The sequence below is a fragment of the Staphylococcus sp. HMSC34C02 genome (assembly GCF_001838705.1).
Classification (GTDB): Bacteria; Bacillota; Bacilli; order Staphylococcales; family Staphylococcaceae; genus Staphylococcus; species Staphylococcus borealis.
The window spans coordinates 87,217-106,352 of sequence record NZ_KV838558.1 but is presented as its reverse complement, the minus strand read 5'-3'; the positions used below and the strand labels follow the sequence as shown (position 1 = coordinate 106,352).

Annotated in this window: 22 protein-coding genes; 14 read left to right on the top strand and 8 right to left on the bottom strand. The window is 32.8% G+C overall.

The genetic code is table 11. From position 1 onward, the window contains the following. The first annotated feature begins 135 nt into the window (after positions 1 to 135). The 6 genes from HMPREF3239_RS01655 (at position 136) to HMPREF3239_RS01630 (ending at position 5,187) form a co-directional block, all read left to right on the top strand. On the top strand, positions 136 to 1,065 hold the full coding sequence (locus tag HMPREF3239_RS01655) for a FecCD family ABC transporter permease (RefSeq protein ID WP_371106753.1): 930 nt from the start codon (positions 136 to 138) through the stop codon (positions 1,063 to 1,065). A gap of 98 nt (positions 1,066 to 1,163) precedes the next feature. After that, positions 1,164 to 1,868 (top strand): HAD family hydrolase, encoded by a 705-nt coding sequence (locus tag HMPREF3239_RS01650; protein ID WP_070854521.1) that lies wholly within the window; start codon positions 1,164 to 1,166, stop codon positions 1,866 to 1,868. Between the two features lies 1 nt (position 1,869). Beyond that, the gene (locus HMPREF3239_RS01645) at positions 1,870 to 2,664 is read left to right on the top strand and encodes an alpha/beta fold hydrolase (protein WP_053030740.1); all 795 of its coding nucleotides are present in this window, start codon (positions 1,870 to 1,872) and stop codon (positions 2,662 to 2,664) included. 150 nt (positions 2,665 to 2,814) lie between these two features. Beyond that, positions 2,815 to 3,321 (top strand): SA0570 family protein, encoded by a 507-nt coding sequence (locus tag HMPREF3239_RS01640; RefSeq protein WP_070854520.1) that lies wholly within the window; start codon positions 2,815 to 2,817, stop codon positions 3,319 to 3,321. Positions 3,322 to 3,506: 185 nt separating this feature from the next. Continuing rightward, on the top strand, positions 3,507 to 4,223 hold the full coding sequence (locus HMPREF3239_RS01635) for a hypothetical protein (RefSeq protein ID WP_053030736.1): 717 nt from the start codon (positions 3,507 to 3,509) through the stop codon (positions 4,221 to 4,223). A gap of 154 nt (positions 4,224 to 4,377) precedes the next feature. After that, positions 4,378 to 5,187, top strand: a complete 810-nt coding sequence (locus HMPREF3239_RS01630) for an alpha/beta fold hydrolase (RefSeq protein WP_053030734.1) — start codon at positions 4,378 to 4,380, stop codon at positions 5,185 to 5,187. 492 nt (positions 5,188 to 5,679) lie between these two features. On the opposite strand, the gene sarA is transcribed toward HMPREF3239_RS01630, so the two are convergent. The 5 genes from sarA to HMPREF3239_RS01605 form a co-directional block, all read right to left on the bottom strand. Continuing rightward, the gene (gene sarA, locus HMPREF3239_RS01625) at positions 5,680 to 6,054 is read right to left on the bottom strand and encodes a global transcriptional regulator SarA (RefSeq protein ID WP_053030732.1); all 375 of its coding nucleotides are present in this window, start codon (positions 6,052 to 6,054) and stop codon (positions 5,680 to 5,682) included. 322 nt (positions 6,055 to 6,376) lie between these two features. Further along, positions 6,377 to 7,333: an efflux RND transporter periplasmic adaptor subunit gene (locus HMPREF3239_RS01620; protein WP_256323725.1), complete on the bottom strand. Its 957-nt coding sequence runs from the start codon at positions 7,331 to 7,333 to the stop codon at positions 6,377 to 6,379. Between the two features lie 255 nt (positions 7,334 to 7,588). Then, on the bottom strand, positions 7,589 to 8,515 hold the full coding sequence (locus tag HMPREF3239_RS01615; RefSeq protein ID WP_070854519.1) for a DMT family transporter: 927 nt from the start codon (positions 8,513 to 8,515) through the stop codon (positions 7,589 to 7,591). A gap of 355 nt (positions 8,516 to 8,870) precedes the next feature. Then, entirely contained in the window at positions 8,871 to 9,092 is a 222-nt protein-coding gene (locus tag HMPREF3239_RS01610; RefSeq protein WP_070854518.1) for a DUF2922 domain-containing protein, read from the bottom strand. Positions 9,093 to 9,126: 34 nt separating this feature from the next. Continuing rightward, on the bottom strand, positions 9,127 to 9,333 hold the full coding sequence (locus tag HMPREF3239_RS01605; protein ID WP_070854517.1) for a sigS mRNA-stabilizing protein SroA: 207 nt from the start codon (positions 9,331 to 9,333) through the stop codon (positions 9,127 to 9,129). Between the two features lie 142 nt (positions 9,334 to 9,475). On the opposite strand from HMPREF3239_RS01605, the gene HMPREF3239_RS01600 reads away from it, so the two are divergent. Genes HMPREF3239_RS01600 through HMPREF3239_RS01565 form a run of 8 tightly spaced genes read left to right on the top strand, consistent with a single transcriptional unit; the run spans position 9,476 to position 15,987 of the window. Further along, positions 9,476 to 10,033: a tyrosine-type recombinase/integrase gene (locus tag HMPREF3239_RS01600; protein ID WP_053030723.1), complete on the top strand. Its 558-nt coding sequence runs from the start codon at positions 9,476 to 9,478 to the stop codon at positions 10,031 to 10,033. 29 nt (positions 10,034 to 10,062) lie between these two features. Next, complete coding sequence (locus tag HMPREF3239_RS01595; protein WP_070854516.1) at positions 10,063 to 12,465, top strand: DUF4040 family protein; 2,403 nt, start codon at positions 10,063 to 10,065, stop codon at positions 12,463 to 12,465. After that, positions 12,452 to 12,877: a Na+/H+ antiporter Mnh2 subunit B gene (gene mnhB2, locus HMPREF3239_RS01590; protein ID WP_053030719.1), complete on the top strand. Its 426-nt coding sequence runs from the start codon at positions 12,452 to 12,454 to the stop codon at positions 12,875 to 12,877. Before HMPREF3239_RS01595 ends, mnhB2 begins: the two co-directional genes overlap by 14 nt. Continuing rightward, a complete protein-coding gene (gene mnhC2, locus HMPREF3239_RS01585) occupies positions 12,874 to 13,224 on the top strand; it encodes a Na+/H+ antiporter Mnh2 subunit C (protein WP_053030717.1) in 351 nt (116 codons plus the stop codon). Before mnhB2 ends, mnhC2 begins: the two co-directional genes overlap by 4 nt. After that, a complete protein-coding gene (gene mnhD2 / locus HMPREF3239_RS01580; RefSeq protein WP_070854515.1) occupies positions 13,214 to 14,713 on the top strand; it encodes a Na+/H+ antiporter Mnh2 subunit D in 1,500 nt (499 codons plus the stop codon). Before mnhC2 ends, mnhD2 begins: the two co-directional genes overlap by 11 nt. Next, on the top strand, positions 14,710 to 15,192 hold the full coding sequence (gene mnhE2 / locus HMPREF3239_RS01575; RefSeq protein ID WP_053030713.1) for a Na+/H+ antiporter Mnh2 subunit E: 483 nt from the start codon (positions 14,710 to 14,712) through the stop codon (positions 15,190 to 15,192). Before mnhD2 ends, mnhE2 begins: the two co-directional genes overlap by 4 nt. Next, entirely contained in the window at positions 15,189 to 15,491 is a 303-nt protein-coding gene (gene mnhF2 / locus HMPREF3239_RS01570) for a Na+/H+ antiporter Mnh2 subunit F (protein ID WP_053030711.1), read from the top strand. The genes mnhE2 and mnhF2 overlap by 4 nt, the downstream gene beginning before the upstream one ends. Then, complete coding sequence (locus HMPREF3239_RS01565; RefSeq protein ID WP_053030709.1) at positions 15,466 to 15,987, top strand: Na+/H+ antiporter subunit G; 522 nt, start codon at positions 15,466 to 15,468, stop codon at positions 15,985 to 15,987. The genes mnhF2 and HMPREF3239_RS01565 overlap by 26 nt, the downstream gene beginning before the upstream one ends. A gap of 173 nt (positions 15,988 to 16,160) precedes the next feature. Here HMPREF3239_RS01565 and HMPREF3239_RS01560 read toward each other — a convergent pair whose 3' ends face one another. The 3 genes from HMPREF3239_RS01560 to HMPREF3239_RS01550 form a co-directional block, all read right to left on the bottom strand. Next, complete coding sequence (locus HMPREF3239_RS01560; RefSeq protein WP_070854514.1) at positions 16,161 to 16,400, bottom strand: DUF3923 family protein; 240 nt, start codon at positions 16,398 to 16,400, stop codon at positions 16,161 to 16,163. Positions 16,401 to 16,683: 283 nt separating this feature from the next. Then, positions 16,684 to 17,931, bottom strand: a complete 1,248-nt coding sequence (locus tag HMPREF3239_RS01555) for an ArgE/DapE family deacylase (RefSeq protein ID WP_070854513.1) — start codon at positions 17,929 to 17,931, stop codon at positions 16,684 to 16,686. A 135-nt stretch (positions 17,932 to 18,066) separates the two neighbouring features. Then, a complete protein-coding gene (locus tag HMPREF3239_RS01550; protein WP_070854512.1) occupies positions 18,067 to 18,972 on the bottom strand; it encodes a phosphatase PAP2 family protein in 906 nt (301 codons plus the stop codon). Between the last annotated feature and the right edge of the window lie 164 nt (positions 18,973 to 19,136).

Genomic DNA, 19,136 nt, shown 5'->3' with positions numbered 1-19,136 from the left:
CAAGCTGGGAGTGGACGACGAATTTTAAAAGAATTCTGTTCCAGTCCCATTCTTTTATATCATCAGTTATAATAGAAGAAATTATAGAAAGATAGTTGATGAGTTGATAAAATGACAAGGAATATTTATTTCACAATGCTAGGTTGGATCATCTGTTTAATTGGTGTGATAACACTCTATTTATTATGGGATATGGGTAATTTAGCAGATTCATTTAATCAAATGATATTGCTGAAAGTTAGATTGCCACGAATTATTGAAGCTATGTTAACGGGTGCAATACTAACCTTAGCAGGCCATATGTTTCAGACTGTGTTGAATAACCCATTAGCGGATAGTTTTACATTAGGATTGGCTAGTGGTGCAACGTTTGGCTCAGGTTTGGCCATTTTTTTAGGATTATCTTTTATTTGGGTACCTATCTTTTCAATTGGCATCAGTATTATCACACTATTAATTGTATTGATGATTGCAGCAACTATATCTCGTGGTTATCCGGTGAAGATTCTTATTATTACTGGATTGATGATTGGCGCACTTTTTAATGCATTCTTGTATATTCTTGTGTTAATTAAACCTAGTAAGATGAATCAAATCGCAAATTACTTCTTCGGGGGATTCGCGGCGGCAGAAACGAGAGAAGTCATTTACATAGGACTAATAGCTATACCTGTTATCATCATTTTATTTACTATGATACCGGGGATTAAGTTATTACAATTAGGTGAGTTGAAGAGTCAATCATTAGGTTTAAATGTGCAACAAGTGATGTTTATCGTACTTACTTTAGCGTCTATAATAACGGCAGTTGCAGTGGCTTATACGGGAATTATTGGTTTCATCGGTATGGTTGTACCTCAATTGGTAAGACGCTATTATTGGCGATTTACGTTAGGAATTCACATGGTATTAAATTGTTTAATCGGTGCTACAATGATGTTAATTGCAGATTGGGTAGGCAGTACGTTAATTCATCCTGTACAGATACCTGCTAGTATTATATTGGCTTTAATTGGTATTCCAACATTGTTTTACATTTTGCTTAAACAATCTAGACATGCTTAAATATACATTTGATCACAGCATACCTATGTTGCGTTATTATCTTAAAGAAGACTTTTTGATAAAATGAGAATAATTATAGAGTTAAGAGGGAATTGACAATGGACTTAAGTCATATAAAAGCAGTTGTGTTTGATTTAGAAGGTACATTATTAGATAGAACAAAATCTCGTGATAAATTCATTGAGGAACAATACGAACGATTTCATGATTATTTCGTACACGTTCAATTAGCGGATTTTAAACAGAAATTTATTGAATTAGATGATGATGAAGATAATGATAAACCCGATTTATATAAGGCAATTATTAAGCAGTTTCATATCGATCGTTTAACGTGGAAAGATCTGTTTAATGATTTTGAAATGCATTTCTATCGCTATGTCTTCCCTTATTATGACACGTTATATACTTTAGAGAAATTATCGCAAAGCGATTATGTTTTAGGTGTGATTGCAAATGGTAAATCTAAAATTAAACAGTTTCGTTTACATTCATTAGGTTTAGGGCACGTGATTAATTATTTATCAACTTCTGAAACAGTAGGATTTCGTAAACCCCATCCTAAAATATTTGAAGATATGATTCATCAATTAGATGTTCAACCAGAAGAAATTATGTATGTCGGTGATGATGCTTTAAATGATGTAGCACCAGCACGTGCGATGGGCATGGTAAGTGTGTGGTTTAAACATGATGACGCTGAATTAGAACCTTTAGAAGAAGAAGTTGATTTTATTATTACAACGAGTGAAGAATTATTATCAATATTACCAATTCAAATCAAACAAGGAGGAGATGCATAAGATGGATTTATTTACTAGAAAAGGTGGTTTATCTCTACATTACGATACTATGGGTGAGGGTTACCCTGTCGTCTTAGTACATACTGCATATGAAAATGCTTCTATATTTCAAAATTTAGCAAAAGATTTGGCAAAGTCTTTTCAAGTTGTCTTACTTGATTTAAGAGGACATGGCTATTCAGATAAACCAAGAGAGATTAAATTTAATGAATTTGCAGATGATATTATACAATTATTGGATTACTTGTATATAGACGAAGCAGCATTTGTAGGACATGAGATGGGGGCGGCGATTATTGCTGATTTAGCAGAACGCTATCCTAATTATGTATCATCACTCATTATGGTGACACCAACATCTATTGAAGGCGAGTTGCCTGAAGAACGTTTATTTAGAAAGTATTCTCATAAAATTCGTAACTGGGACGATGAAAAACAAAACAAATTCTTAGAAAAGCGTCGTTATCATAAACCAAGAAAAGTGAATAAATTTTTAAAACATGTTGAAGATACTAATGCTATTTCTACTAAAGAAGAAACGCAAGCGGTTGAAGATGTCTTTAAAGAAGCAGCAATATCAAATGTATTTGAACGTGTGACGAAACCAACGTTAATCATTGCAGGTGAACATGGTGAGCGTATTACAACACTTGAATCTAAAGAAGTAGCCGATTTAATAAAAGAGGCGCAGTTTGATGTTTATGCACAATCAAGTCTATATCCTTTTGAAGAAGAAAAAGAGAAATTTGTTGAAGATGTAACACCATTTATTAAGAAATTTATGCCTGAGCACTAATGACGGGTTTCAAGAACCCGCTCAATCCTTTTTGTTACATAAAATAACTTAATTTGTAATATTTTTGTAATAATACTGTTATTTAAGTAACAATTAGGGTATACTATGAATAAGCACAAGACGAGAAACAAGATAAAGGAGAGAGTGCTTATGAAAAAATTAGTAGCGGCATTTTTAGTCTCAGGACTAGTAATGACAGGAGTAAGCGTTAATCATGCTGAAGCAGCTAGCGGCAATACAATTCAAACAGTTCAACAATTAACACAAGGTCAAAAATCTCTAGAAAATATTACGCTTGGCGAATCAATCAAAAATGTTACAAACAAATACGGTACACCGATTTATTCTAAAAATCCAAGTAACAATGAAGGATATTATGAATATCGCACTAATAAAGGTTTACTGGTTGTAACTGCAGTAGGTAAGAAGAACCAAGGCCATGTTACAAGAATTTCTATGACTTATAATGATGCCAATGGCCCAACGTATAACCAAGTGAAAAAAAGCTTAGGACAAAATGCGATTGCGCGTGTTCAATATAACAAAGTAAGTGGTAACTTTGGTTATATCCAAAAAGGTAACACAAGCTATCAATTTGGCTCAAACTCACCACAAGATAAAAACATCAAATTATATCGTATTGATCTTGCTAAATAATTAAAATTCTATATATGTTATCAATGAATCACTAGGAGTACGACGTCAAATGCTAACTTTTAAATGACGTCTTGCTCCTATTTTTTATGGTTAAACAGAAAATAACGTCAATGTATGATAAAATTTTAAATTGAACCATTAACTATTCGTGTCAATCTAACGAAACTATAGCAAAGGAGTAACCTATGAGAACCAATGATAAAGTGTTACTTGAGAATATAAATGATTACTTTAGTCATAAAGGGATGGCACCTAATTTAATCGATGATATTAAAGAAAATTTGCGTACAGATTTGAAGAAATCTGAATCAAAAGATCAAGATTATCTAGATTATAGAGGTAAATCTCCAGCACAAATTATTTTGATTATTCAACGGAATTTATTTGGGTTACAAACGAATCCTGTTATTTTCTTTATTATGAATTTTATTTTAATTTCGTATCTTTATGATAAACAATACGTGCCATTCCAGGCGGCGACAGCTATTTCAATTTTCTATTGCATTATTATTTTTCCGTTAACGATTTTTATCAATATACGGATTGATAAGAAGAAATTTCTCTATAGTAACCGTTTTGAAATGATATTAGGATATACAGTCGCCATTATTGCATTAATCTTAATTATTATGCGTGCGTTTAATTTAAACTGGGGAATCGTTCCAATCACTATTTATAGTCATCAAGTTGTCTTTTTTATAGGTATTATATTAAGTTTAATAGGTATTTTCTTTAAAAAGATGGAGTACACAGCTATTGGCTTGTTATTTTGTCAAAAGACGGTTGATGCTGTAATCACAAAACCTGAGATTGCACAAATCTTTTCTTTAGTTATTTGGATTTTAATAGTTGTACTCATTATTTTTTACACAATTAAATTATCATCGAGAACTAGGGTTTAGTTCTTAACACATAGACAATCACCTGTATTTTTGAGGTGGTTGTTTTTTTGTTTAAATATTCATTTTATATAATAATTTATGAAATAAAGTTAAGAACATTCATAGCGTAACTTTTAAAGAAGTGGGTATAGTAACAATTAAGGGAGGTGCCAACATGAAAAAAATCGAAACGTTAAACCAAACAAAATTAGCTTATCAAGATGAAGGACATGGCAGCCCCGTTATCTTAATACATGGCTTAGATGGTAATTCTGCAGCGTTTGATTTATTAAACAAACAACTACAAGAGAACTATAGAGTGATTGCATACGATGTTCGAGGACATGGTAAATCATCACGTCCTGATTCATATGATTTAGAAGATCATGTCGAAGATTTATATGTACTAATCAATAAATTAAACTTAAAGAAAGCACATATATTAGGTCATGATATGGGAGGTATTATTGCTAGAGAATTTACTGAAAAGCATGAAAAACATGTATTATCTTTAACCATTATCTCCTCTAAAGCTGAAGATATCGTTCATGGTTTTACGAAATTAATGATTGAGCACCAAGATGAAATTGCAGGGTTTAATAAATCTGAAGCGCTACTGTTACTATTCCCTTATATTTATAAAGAAAAAGAATCAGCGATGAAATGGATTCAACGACAACGATTATATAGTAAACAGAATTCTGAGGATAGTGCCATAGCTAGTAGGGCGCTTTTAAATACAGCATATGTAAATCAAGGGTATACACATTACGTTAAAGTACCTACACTCATTGTAAATGGACGTTATGATCCAATTATAAATGACAAGGAACATTATAAAATCGAAGAACGATTCCAAAATGTTGAAAAAGTTTTATTTGAAGAATCAGGACATGCACCCTATGTAGAAGAAGAAGATAAGTTTCTAGTCTTATATTTGAACTTTTTAGAAAATGTTGAGCAGATAGTAGAAGTAAATCATTAAATTTAGTTATTTGAGAAAGACAATTTCTATTGAAATCATTTAGAAATTGTCTTTTTATCATTGTTTTGAATGTATTCAGCACGTTTTATATTAAATGTATTAGCTTAAAATCGGCATCGAGCTAACAATATAAAAGTATATAAATAAGGGAGCGGGATAGAATTCTTTTGAATTCGTCGTCCACTCCCAGCTTGCTTAGCTTGTAGAATTTCTTGATGAAATTCTCTTTGCTGGGGGCCCAACCCCAACCTTGCTTAGCTTGTAAAATCACTTTCGTGATTTTTTGTGTTGGGGCCCCGCCCACCCCCGCAAGGATGACTAGAACTGAGAAAAGCTCGATTTAAGCGCCTTCTCAGTTCAGTCAGCTACTGCGAATTTGATAATTAGCATTACTATATAATTTATGTCCCAGACTGTATTTCTCTGGAAATACAATTCCAGATTTTTAAATGTATATCGAAAACAAATAGAATTAGAAAAGCCACAAAGAAATTATAAATCAGTTTCTTTGTTAGCTTCTTCAATACGTGTATTTACTTTATTTAATAATGAATCAATTTTTTTACGTTGTGTACTATTAACAAGGATTAATACAGTTCTTTCATCATGTTCATTACGTTTTTTATCAAAGTAATCTTCTTGAGATAAATTTTTCACTGCTTTAACTACTTGTGGTTGTTTGTAATTTAAGTGATTAATAATATCTTTTAAATAATATTCATCTTCTTTACTTTGACTAATGTATGTTAAAACGGCGAACTCTTCAAAACTAATTGAAAATTCTTTTTTGATGATATTTTTTAATTTATCTGCGTATGTGATCATTGCTAATAACTCGAAGCAATCATTGATTTTTGAAATTGCCATTTTGAAACCTCCCCAATTTATGTGTGCTTTTCTATTTTGCCCGTTAAATTATATATAACGTCCTATAATAGTTAAAAATACTTAAATAATTTAAATTAAAAAAATTTTATTAAATTAATTTAATGCTATATTATTTAGTTAATTATAACTAAATGGAATTAAGAAGTAAACAAAAAAGTACTTAATAAAACAATATTTTGATTATTATATTCTTTGTTTGAATTTCAAAGCAATTGATAAAAATCAATTAATTAAGAACAATTATTATTTCGCTCTATATAATAAAATTTATTCCGAATAGCTTATTGTGAAAAACTTATGGTTAATAGGATAGAAGTGAGGATGAAGGGTGTACGATAACTTTATCCCCAAAGTTTAATCCTTTGGATACCATAATATACCCATTTTTGGGGCTCTTAGTATATTCTATTCTTCTTTTAATAATTTTGTTATTTTGTGTAATTAAAACATAATCATTTTCAAATATTGAATTTGTAGGTAGTTCTATTTTAGAACTTCCAACATCAATATCGAAATGACGACCAAGTGGGTAATGATCTTGGGTGGAAATATTTACTTGATAAATGGATTCTCCTTTTTCCACTTTGTGAGGAATTTGAGAAATAGATAAAATTTTACCAGTGAATAATTTAGCGTGCTTTGTTGTAACATTTACCTCTTGGTTTATTTTAATTTGATCTAATTGGGATTCAGTTATATTAGCACGAATAATATGTTTTTCGCTATTAATTTGCATTATTTTTGTATTTAATTTAGAAGGATGTGGATCTAAGACGGTTACTTTGCCATGAATAGGGGAATGAATACGTGTTTGTAGCCGATTTTGAAGTTCAAGTATTTGTGTGTTTAGCGCTATGTGTTGTCCGCCTGGTGGTTTCGGGGATTGGTTGAGAAGAGAAGCTAGAGCTTTCTTTTTAGAGACAATCATTTTCTCGAGAATAGGGTTATAATAGTCTATCAAAGGAGCATCAGAATGAATGGTTTCACCATTTTTAACAAATAAAGAGGCAACATTGCCTAGAGAAGGATTGAAATATAAAGTAAAGCTTTCTTGAGATTGCTGTTCACCAATAAAAGAAAGGGAATATTGAGGTTTGGCAGTGAGCGTTTCTATTTTTGAAGTGTCTGGTTCGTTAGGTATTTTTGAATAAATATAATAGCCGAAGGAGATAATCAGGAGGATAAGTGCAGTCACTAAAAGTTTTAATGGGGTAAAAAATGTCTTCAGTAAAATCACCTCTATAAAGTTGTTATACAATGATTATACTATGGTGATGAGGTTGTGACAAAAATAATCTAATGAAGCTATTTTGCAAATTCGCAGTAGCTGACTGAACTGAAAAGGCGCTTAAATCAAGCTTTTCTCAGTTCTAGTCACCCTTGCGGGGGTGGGACAACGAATTTAAAAAGAATTCTGTCCCACTCCCAATATTATTAAATTAAAAAAATGTCTTCTCAACAATTAAGAAAAGAAGACATTTTGAATAAATATATCAATATTCTGTTATACAAATTAAAAGAGACGTAATAAAACAATCCCAATGGCAATAGCGATTAATCCACTGAATTTGCGCAATGTTATTGAATTTTTGGGAACACCTAAGCCGAAGTGATCGATCAATACGCCCATGAGCATTTGTCCCAACATGGCAACAATTGTAGTTAACGCTGCGCCTAAAAATGGCATTAGAATAATGTTTGAAGTGACAAAAATAACGCCTAATACACCACCAATGAAATGAATAGGCTTGATTTTACCTATATCTGGTTGTGAGACTTTAATTTTAAGGCTTCGGTTAAATATTAACGTTAGAATGAATAACGCGAATGTGCCAACGCTAAATGATACAAGTGACGCAAACAATGAATTATGCATTTGTTGAGCTAAACCACTATTAATGGTTGTTTGTAATGGCGGTGCAAAGCCAAATATAAATCCGATAATTAGCCATACATAAAACATAAGATTTGTTTTTTCTTCAAGTTTATTTTTAGGTATCTCATTCATCAATAAAATACCGAAGAGTAAGATTAAAATGCCTACTGCTTTTAAAAGTGTGAAGGGATGATTACTCGCGCCAAGTAAACCGAAAGTATCAATGAAGACCCCCATGATGATTTGACCAGCTACGGTCATAACTACTGTTAATGCTGCACCTATACGGGGAAGTAATAATAAGTTTCCTGTTAAGAAACAAACGCCTAACAGACCACCAACCCACCAATGATAGTCTATTGTGTGGCCACTATAAAATGAAGCATCAAATAATTTAGGGTTAAAAATTACATTTAATATAAATAAAAATAAACTACCTATAAAAAATGAAATGGTAGACGCATAGAAAGTTGATTCAGTGAAACGTCCTAGACGAGCATTAATTGAGGTTTGTATTGGAACCATCATACCAGCCACGATACCAAGTATAAATAAAAATGCCACAATTGACCTCCTACATTTTTTATAATTAACACATCATTATTATACGCATTTAAAATATTATTTTCAAAATACAGTAGCGGAATTGTCGCGATGCACATCATTATATATGTAGGACTTTGAATTGAAGTTTAAAAAAGGAGAGTAACAGAATTCAAGTCGAATTCATTGTTACTCTCCAATTTGTCTTGCTTATAGGCGCATGTTTGATGTTACGGTCCGCTCGCAAGGATGACTAGAACTGAGAACAGTACCATTGAAGTACCTTCTCAATTCAATTCATTACTGCCAATTTTCGATGTGGACGCGTAATAATCGCTTTGTTTCGAAATCAATGACATAACACGATCGTGATAGGTTATTTTGTTTCGAAAATGACAGTACTCGTAACATCTATTAATTTAGCAGATGTCGCTTTAATCGGTGTACCGGCTGTAGGTTGTAAAATATTAAGCTTAATAATATTATCCATGGCATCTTTAGCATCAGCCTCTGATACAACAACGTTAACTTTCGGGAATTGCAATTTAGCAGTTTTATTTAAATTTGTTTTAAAAGCAAGTTCTAAAGTTTTTGTCATATTATATACCTCCTTAATTATTTTTAGATTTGAATTAAGCTAAATCTTGAGTTTTAACGACTTCAATTTTGTCGAATGGTTCATTAATCAGATGTGCGATGATATTAACAAAAGATCTGATTTCTGAATCTGTGGCTCTTGTATTTAAGTTTGTAAAACGACGTTTCGTTTCTTTTGCTTTGCCACTTGCATCGTGAGTGATATGCGTACAAACAATAGATAATTGTGAAATTTCATTCATGTGTTTGTCACCTCCTTTCACTCTATATATCGAAATCAATTCAAAAAAGAGACACATTATTTTAAAGAAATTTGAGCAAAAACGTTTCATGTTACTAAAATATGGTTTATCATTAAATAAGAAACTTTTATGAGGTGGATAGATGAATCAAGTTGAACCAATCAGAAATAAAGATGATATAAAAAAGATGTATGATGTATTAAAACGTAAATCAGATAGAGATTATCTTTTATTTAAATTAGCAATACATACGGGTATACGTTTAACAGATTTATTAAATTTAAAAGTAAACGACGTCAAAATGGATGATCAAGATGACATTAAATCTTCTTGGATTCAATCATGTGCACCTGCAATTAAAATCTTGTTGCCGAATGACTTGCGTGGAGAGATTAAGCGGTTTATTGAATATAATAACCTTATGGACAATCAATTATTATTCCAATCAATAAGAACACATAAGGAACTTTCTAGACAACAAGCTTACCGAATCATTCATCATGCGGCTGAAGAATTAGGGTTGTGTCATATTGGTTTGACAACTTTGCGTAAAACGTTTGCTTATCATGCTTACCAATCGGGTATTTCTATTGCAATCATACAAAAATATTTAGGTCATCAGACAACACAAGAAACGGTTAAATTTATCGGGTTGTCTGCCGATGATGAACTTCATACAATTATCGCTTTAAATTTATAATTTAATTTTTATTGAAAAGGAGGCTTTTGATGAGCTTAGTATACTTACTAGGTGGACTAATCGTTATTATGCTAATCGTCCTAATGACGTTGTTTATTAAACCATTGAGACGGTTTGCGGGATATATTGCATTGTTAGCACCTATTTTAGCTTCAGGGTATTTCTTGACCCAAATTCCCAGTGTTTTAAATGGAAAATTTGTAGAATTTAAGATTCCATGGATGCCCGCTATTGATGTTAATCTTGACCTCAGATTAGACGGCCTGGGATTAATGTTCGGATTAATTATCTCCATTATAGGGGTGGCAGTATTTTTCTATGCTACTCAATATTTATCTGCTAATAGAGATAACTTGCCACGTTTCTTCTTATATTTATTATTATTCATGTTTAGTATGTTAGGTATTGTCGTTTCAAACAACACTATTTTAATGTATGTATTTTGGGAATTAACGAGTGTATCGTCATTTCTATTAATTTCCTACTGGTATAGCAATGCTGAAAGTCAATTAGGCGCAATTCAGTCATTTATCATTACCGTATTAGGTGGTTTAGCCTTATTAACAGGTTTTATTATGCTATATATCATTACTGGTACAAATACGATTTCAGAATTACTTACACAAAGTCATAGCATTAGCGAACATGCTCTATTTATACCAATGATGATAATGTTGTTAATTGGGGCTTTTACTAAATCAGCACAATTTCCATTTCATATTTGGCTACCTAAAGCCATGGCTGCTCCAACGCCTGTAAGTGCTTATTTGCACTCGGCTACAATGGTTAAAGCTGGTATCTTTTTACTATTTAGATTCACGCCTATTTTAGGCTTAAGTGATAGTTATATTTATATTGTTACGTTTGTTGGATTGATTACGATGATATTCGGCTCTGTAACAGCCTTGAGACAATATGATTTAAAAGGTATCTTAGCGTATTCAACTATTAGTCAATTAGGGATGATTATGTCGATGGTTGGTCTAGGTGGAGGCATTGCACAACATCCATCAGGTGTAATGGCAGAAACCTACACACTCATATTATTCGCAGGTTTATTCCATTTAATGAATCACGCTATATTTAAGTGTGCTTTATTTATGGGTGTCGGAATTATTGACCATGAAGCTGGTACACGAGATATTCGTCGCTTAAGTGGTATGCGAAAATACTTCCCGAAAATGAACTTAGTCATGACACTCGCTGCGTTATCAATGGCAGGTGTACCGTTATTAAATGGTTTCTTGAGTAAAGAGATGTTCTTTGATTCTCTAGTTAGCGCAATCGAATTACAACAATTTGGTTTAACGTTAACGATTATTGTGGTAGCAATTGGTGGTATCGCGAGTATCTTTACTTTTGTCTATGCAGTTTACATGCTTAAAGAAACTTTTTGGGGAGAATTTGATGAAAAGAAAGTGCCTAAGAAACACATTCACGAACCATGGTTGTTTAGTTTGCCAGCAATCATTTTAATGGTTATGATACCTGTTATTTTCTTTATCCCTAACGTTTTCACTGAGCGTTTAGTATTGCCAGCACTTCGTAATGTTACCAATTTAGGTAGCAACGTTGATGCAATAGCACCGCACGTATCTCAATGGCATGGCATTAACTTACCACTCATTTTTAGTGTGATTGTTATTATAGTTGGTCTCATTTTAGCGTTAAAAGTGAACTGGAAAGCGATAACGCATCAAGTGATTAAGTATGCATCGATAACAACTTCTTATCGTAATGTGTATCGAGGTTTCGAGCGTTATTCTGGTCAAATGATCCGAGGTTTAATGAACAACAGATTAAACCACTATAACATTATTACAGTACTCATTTTCTCTATATTAATTGCTTACGGTATATTCCAAGTCGGCTTGCCAAAGCTACATCAAATAGAAGTTTCAGAATTTGGCCCATTGGAAGTTATTTTAGGCATTATGATCAGTATTGTTGGTATCGCGTTAGTGTTTATTCGTCAACGTTTAACGATGGTTATTTTAAATGGCATCATCGGTTATAGTGTGGCATTGTTCTTCTTATTAATGAGAGCACCAGATTTAGCATTAACGCAATTAGTAGTAGAAACAATTACGACAATTCTCTTTATTGTCAGTTTCTCAAGATTGCCAAACATCGCACGAACAACTGCGAATATGAAAAAGGAAACTGTCAAAATTATCGTGTCATTTATTATGGCTGGAGCCGTCGTGACACTGATATTTATTGCCCAACAAGGTGATGGTTTTGAGTCAATTTCTAAATATTATATGAATGCCTATGAATTAACTGGCGGTAAAAATATCGTAAATGCAATCTTAGGTGATTTCAGAACATTGGATACAATGTTTGAAGGTATTGTTTTAATCATAGCTGGTTTAGGTATTTATACATTATTACATTACAAAGATAGGAGGGGCCAAGATGAAAGAAAATGATGTTGTGTTAAGAACCGTTACTAAAATCGTTGTCTTTATATTATTAACCTTTGGGTTTTATGTTTTCTTTGCGGGACATAATAATCCGGGTGGCGGTTTTATAGGTGGTCTAATCTTTAGCTCGGCCTTTATCCTAATGTTCTTAGCTTTTGATGTAGATGAAGTTTTAGAAAGTCTTCCAATCGATTTTAAAAAATTGATGATTGTTGGTGCTATCATTTCGGCACTTACTGCAATTGTGCCAGTGTTCTTTGGTAAAGCGTTCCTATATCAAAGTGAAGCATACATCCATTTACCTTTATTAGGTGAATTGCATGTAACAACAATTACATTATTTGAATTAGGCATATTGTTAACGGTTGTTGGTGTCATTGAGACAATTATGTTGGCTTTGAGTGGTGGTAAATCATGAATTTAATATTATTACTTGTGATAGGATTTTTAGTGTTTATAGGAACGTACATGATACTATCACTCAACTTAATTCGAATTGTTATAGGTATTTCGATTTATACACATGCCGGGAACCTAATCATTATGAGTATGGGTCATTATAGTAATAAGATGACAGAACCGTTAATTCATGGTCCTAATACCAATTATGTGGACCCGTTATTACAAGCGATTGTACTTACTGCAATTGTTATTGGCTTTGCGATGACTGCATTTCTATTAGTGCTTGTTTATCGAACATACCGTGTTACTAAGGAATCTAATATTGATGTATTAAGAGGAGAGGAGGATGACAATGAACAGTAATTTATTAGTTCTTCCTATCCTATTACCATTGTTATGTGCATTGGTGCTTGTTTTTACGAAAGAAAAAAACATGTTATCTAAAATTTTGTACATTGGAACAATGTCTATTAATACAATTATTTCACTTTATTTATTAATCTATGTGCTACAGCATAAACCTATCACCCTTGATTTTGGTGGTTGGGCAGCACCTTTTGGTATTCAATTTTTAGGTGATGCTTTAAGTTTAGTTATGGTCACTGTTGCATCATTTGTTGTGACACTGATCATGTCTTATGGATTTGGACGTGGCGAGGATCGTGTTAATCGATACTACTTGCCTACATTTATTTTGTTCTTAACAACGGGTGTTATTGGCTCATTCTTAACATCTGATTTATTCAACTTATATGTTATGTTTGAAATTATGTTACTCGCTTCATTCGTGCTCGTAACATTAGGTCAATCTGTCGAACAATTAAGAGCGGCCATTATTTATGTTGTCTTAAATATCATAGGTTCATGGTTTTTCTTACTAGGTATTGGCTTGTTATATAAGACAGTTGGAACATTAAACTTCTCACAAGTCGCATTACGCTTAGATCAAATTCATGACAATAAAGCGATTATTATTATTTCAATTGTCTTTATTGTGGCATTTGGTTCGAAAGCCGCACTGGTACTCTTCATGTGGTTACCTAAAGCCTATGCAGTACTTAACACTGAACTTGCAGCTTTATTTGCAGCATTAATGACGAAAGTAGGTGCTTACGCACTGATTCGTTTCTTTACACTTCTATTTGACCAACATACAGGCGTGACACATCCATTGCTAGTATTTATGTCTTGTATCACAATGCTTATAGGCGCATTCGGCGTTATCGCATATCGTGATATTAAGAAAGTCGCTTCATATCAGGTTATATTATCAATAGGTTTTGTCATTTTAGGTCTAGGTTCAAATACGTTTGCAGGTGTCCATGGTGCCATCTTCTATCTAGCCAATGACATTATCGTTAAAACGATGTTGTTCTTTATTATAGGTAGCTTAGTGTATATGTCTGGTTACCGTGAATATAAATACTTATGTGGGCTAGCTAAGAAGGAACCGTTCTTTGGTGTTGCATTTGTTGTTATGATATTTGCGATTGGAGGCGTTCCACCATTTAGTGGTTTCCCAGGAAAAGTGTTAATCTTCCAAGGTGCAATTGAAAATGGTAATTACATTGGCTTAGCATTAATGATTATCACAAGTTTATTAGCTATGTATAGCTTATTTAGAATTCTATTTATTATGTATTTTGGAGATAATGATGGTGAACAGGTTGATTTCAACCCGCTACCTAAACATCGTAAAACAATTCTGGGCGTCTTAGTCGCAGTAGTACTTGCAATGGGTATTGCAGCACCAGTCGTGATGCATGCTACTGAAAATGCTACAAAATTGAATTTGGATGATAATTACTTCCATAGCATTGTTAACACACATTTGAAGGAGGGGAATAAATGAGACAAATTGTATTGAACATATTAATCGCATTTTTATGGGTACTGTTTCAAGATGAAGACTCATTTCAATTCTCTACCTTCGTATCTGGCTTCATCATTGGTTTAATAGTAATTTATATACTGCATCGTTTCTTTGGACAAGCTTTTTATCCTAAAAAGATATGGGTAGCTATCAAGTTTCTCGGCGTCTATTTATATCAATTAATTACTTCTAGTATTAGTATTATTAAGTACATTTTATTCAAAACGAATCATATGAATCCGGGCTTATTAACGTATGAAACGAAATTAAAAAATGATTGGGCCATAACCTTTTTGACAATTTTAATTATTATTACGCCTGGATCGACAGTGATTCGAATTTCAAAGACAACGAATAAATTCTTTATACACAGTATTGATGTTTCTGAAAAAGAAAAAGAAAGCCTACTTAAAAGTATAAAACAATATGAAAACTTGATTACGGAGGTGACACAATGATTGAAACGCTCACGAATTTCTTCATTACAAGTGCATTAGTATTGTTTGGCATAGCGTTCATAATTGGCTTATTCCGTTTAATCAAAGGACCTACAACAGCAGATAGGGTTGTAGCATTTGATGCTTCCAGTGCTGTTATTATGTGTATTATAGGTGTGGTTAGTGTGATTTATAACACTGTGTCATTCCTTGATTCTATTATGCTTGTTGCCATTATTTCATTTGTAAGTTCTGTATCTATTTCTAGATTTATAGGGGGAGGTCGTGTATTCAATGGTACAAATAAACGAAATCATTGAGTTGATTGCCGCGCTCCTTATATTTCTTGGTAGTATTATTGCTGTGATTAGTGCGATTGGAATTGTTAAATTTCAAGATGTCTTTCTACGAAGTCATGCATCTACTAAAAGTTCGACGTTATCTGTCTTATTAACATTAGTAGGCGTGTTAATTTACTTTACGAATCAACAGAGTTTCTTTAGTGTAAGATTGTTATTATCGATTGTTTTTATCAACTTAACATCACCAGTTGGTATGCATTTAGTTGCGAGAGCAGCATACCGTACAGGCGCATACATGTACCGTAAAGATGATGCACCAAAACGCTCTTCAATTTTATTGAGCTCTAAAGAATACAATTCAACAGAGGAACTTAAAAATCGTGCTCGAATTCGAGAGGAACGTCGAGAGAAAATTTATTATGACGTTCAAAAGCAACGACAGAAAGAAAAAGAAAAGCAACAAGAAGAGAATATTGAAAGCTTATCAGAAGCTAGAAAAGAAACTAGAGATTGATTAAATGAATGAGATTGAACATAAACACGTCATCGTAAAGACGACTGGTTTGAATGTTCAATCTCATTTTTTAGGTTGATATATAAATTAATGTCATTAATAGATTTAAATAAACATAAAGAAATAACAATGATATAGGTGAAGTGCAAAGTAATACCTGCTGAATAAATCATTTATATGGTTGTTTGTTGTTTTTTTGAGTAAATAAGATTAATCACTAGCCATATGATTTGTACTAGGAAAGGGAATAAGTACGCAAATCCTAGTACTGCAATATTAATCCATTTTATTTCAGTCGTTTGTATGACCCCTGTAGCATCTACTGTTCTAAACCAAAGTAAAAGCGCAAATCCTAAAAAACTTAGTACTTCAATGCCGCTTACTATCCACCAAAAGATCCATGAAATTTTCATAAAATCCCCCCCTTTTTTTGAATGTGTGACGTCGTACGATGCTAACTTATGCTTTTGATTATAGATTTTCTCGTTGTAAATATGAGTTGGGAGTGGGACAGAATTCTTTTAAATTCGTCGTCTACTCCCAGCTTGCTTAGCTTGTAAAATCACTTTCGTGATTTTTTGTGTTGGGGCCCCGCCCACCCCCGCAAGGATGACTAAAACTGAGAAAAGCTTGATTAAAGCGCCTTTTCAGTTCAGTCAGCTACTGCGAATTTGCAAAATAGCATCATCATATTATTTATGTCCCGGACTCTTCTTTTAAATAAGTTATGAGTAATTCCTTGTAGTAGTCGATAAAACGAAGGTATTTTTCTTTTTCTACATACTCGTTAATTTGATGTGGCACTGTTCCGGGTCCAAACATTAGGAAAGAAAAGTGTTCATCTTTATCTCGTAACAAATTAGAAGCGTCTGTGACACCGACTGTTGGTGAAGCAACAATGTCTTCGCCAAATATCTGCTTAGCCACACGTTGTCCAATCTTAATTAATGGATTATCTCCTGTTGTTAATACTGGATCTAAGTCTAAATATAAATCTTCTTCAAGTTGACCCCCTTGTTTATTGACTTCTTCTAAGTAAGTTTTAAATAGGGCTTTAACTTTTTTATTATCATATTCTGGAATCGTTCTAATATTAAATTCAGCAGTGGCAATGTCAGGAACTGAATTCACTTGGTTCCCACCATGTAAAATGGTATTGCTAATAACAAGTCCAGAAATCACACGTTCAACCTCATCCGCATCTATGTGGTTGTCTTGTGTTAATTGTGTTTGAATGCGCTCAATAAGATGTGAAAAATCTAGTTTTTCGCTTTTTAAAGTTTTAGAAATACGTTCATATTCAGTATCGATATCTTGAATAAAGTCAATTAATGGTTTAATCGCATTATATCCGATAACAGGTACAGAACTGTGAGCAGCTTTACCTTTAGAAGTGATTTTATAATCCATTGATCCTTTATGAGCATAAACGATGTTTGTTTCAGATGGTTCAGCAATAATCAAAGCATCAACGTCATTCATATAACCTTTTTGATATAGTTGTGCTGAACCAAATTGTTCTCTTTCTTCACCCGCAGTTGCCATGAATTTTATCGTACCATGAGGTAGTTGATGGTTTTCTTTCAATTCAATCATTGCAATCGCTAAAGCCATTAACCCAGATTTCATATCTGAAGTACCACGGCCATATAGTCGGTTTTCTTTTTCGGTCAATTGAAATGGGGGATAGTCCCAATCATTGTGATCGCCTTCTGATACAATATCCATGTGGCCTGAAATTGCTACCACAGGGCTTCCACTACCGATTGTAGCAATTAAGTTTGCACGTTGACCTTCTACCGTATCAATTTCTGCCTTAATATGATGTGCTTCAAATAAGTCTTTTAAATAAGTAGCAACTTCCATTTCATTATCATTCACCGTATTAATCTCTACAATATCTGATAATAATGTCAGTTTCTCTTTCTCTGAAAATGTATTCATGATTTTAACTCCTTAAAATAGAAATATCGTACGGTTAAAATTGTAGTAAAGATAAAATATACGTCAACTGTAGTTATTTCTAATTTAGAACGTAGCAATTGAATCGATGATGATACATCCGTCATACATGCCACATTATTGCTGATTAGTATTTGAAGTTATCTTATGAAGAAGAACGTCTGCCATCACCATAAGACCAAACATAATGATTAAACTCATGGTTACATCGCTAGTAAAATGCGCACCGATTCGAATTCGGCTTAATGCCATTAATACACTATAAAATAGACCAATTGCGAACATGATTTTTCGTGAGCGAAGCTTATGGAAATAGAAAGCTAGAAACATGAGAAAGGCACCATTACCCGTATGCCCTGATGGGAATGAACTATGCCCTGTATTGCCATTTATGGTAAGCCAATTGGTAAAATGTGCCCCTTTGTCGCTAAGTTCATATGGTCTGACACGTCCCCATAATTCTTTCATATTGCCAACAAGTTCTAAGCCGATAAATAGTACGATAAAGCTGATAAGTGACACTTTAAATAATCTAGTTAATTCAGCAGTATTTGTGTTTTTTAACCAAAAATAATAACAAACAAATGCGATGATTAATAAAATGATTAGTGATATAAACATACTCAAACCTAAGGGTAAAGCGGTACCTGCATTTCCTTCATTATTTGCCATACCCATAGGCTTATGGTGCTTTATATTATTTGATGTTGATAATATGTATTGAACAGTTTCTGATACTAGTGCGTTCGTTTTAATTAGTGTGAATATAGAAGTCATAACGAAGATGATTAACTTAGCAAATCGATGATTAAATGTTGTGAATACATAATAATTTAATATAATCACAGAAATAATGAGTACTAACGTAGGCGGGAATAACCCATAATTTTGAAAGAGTGTGCCAAATAGATCATTTTGATTCATCAATGCATTTGATATCGGTTGATCTGCGACTGTTGCAATCAACATAAGTAAGAGTAAAATGCCTAATACTGTCGCAGTAAGTCTTTTTGAAATAGTCATGTATAATCCTCCTAAATGGTTTTCAATTGAAGCACCCGATTGTTTAAAACGAAATGATTTCAGTTTGAACATTTCTAACTAAAGCATAGTAATGAATGTTTAATTCAATGTTAGGGGATAGTAAAAATTTTATTAAAATCTCAATGAAAGTCTTAGTTGTTATA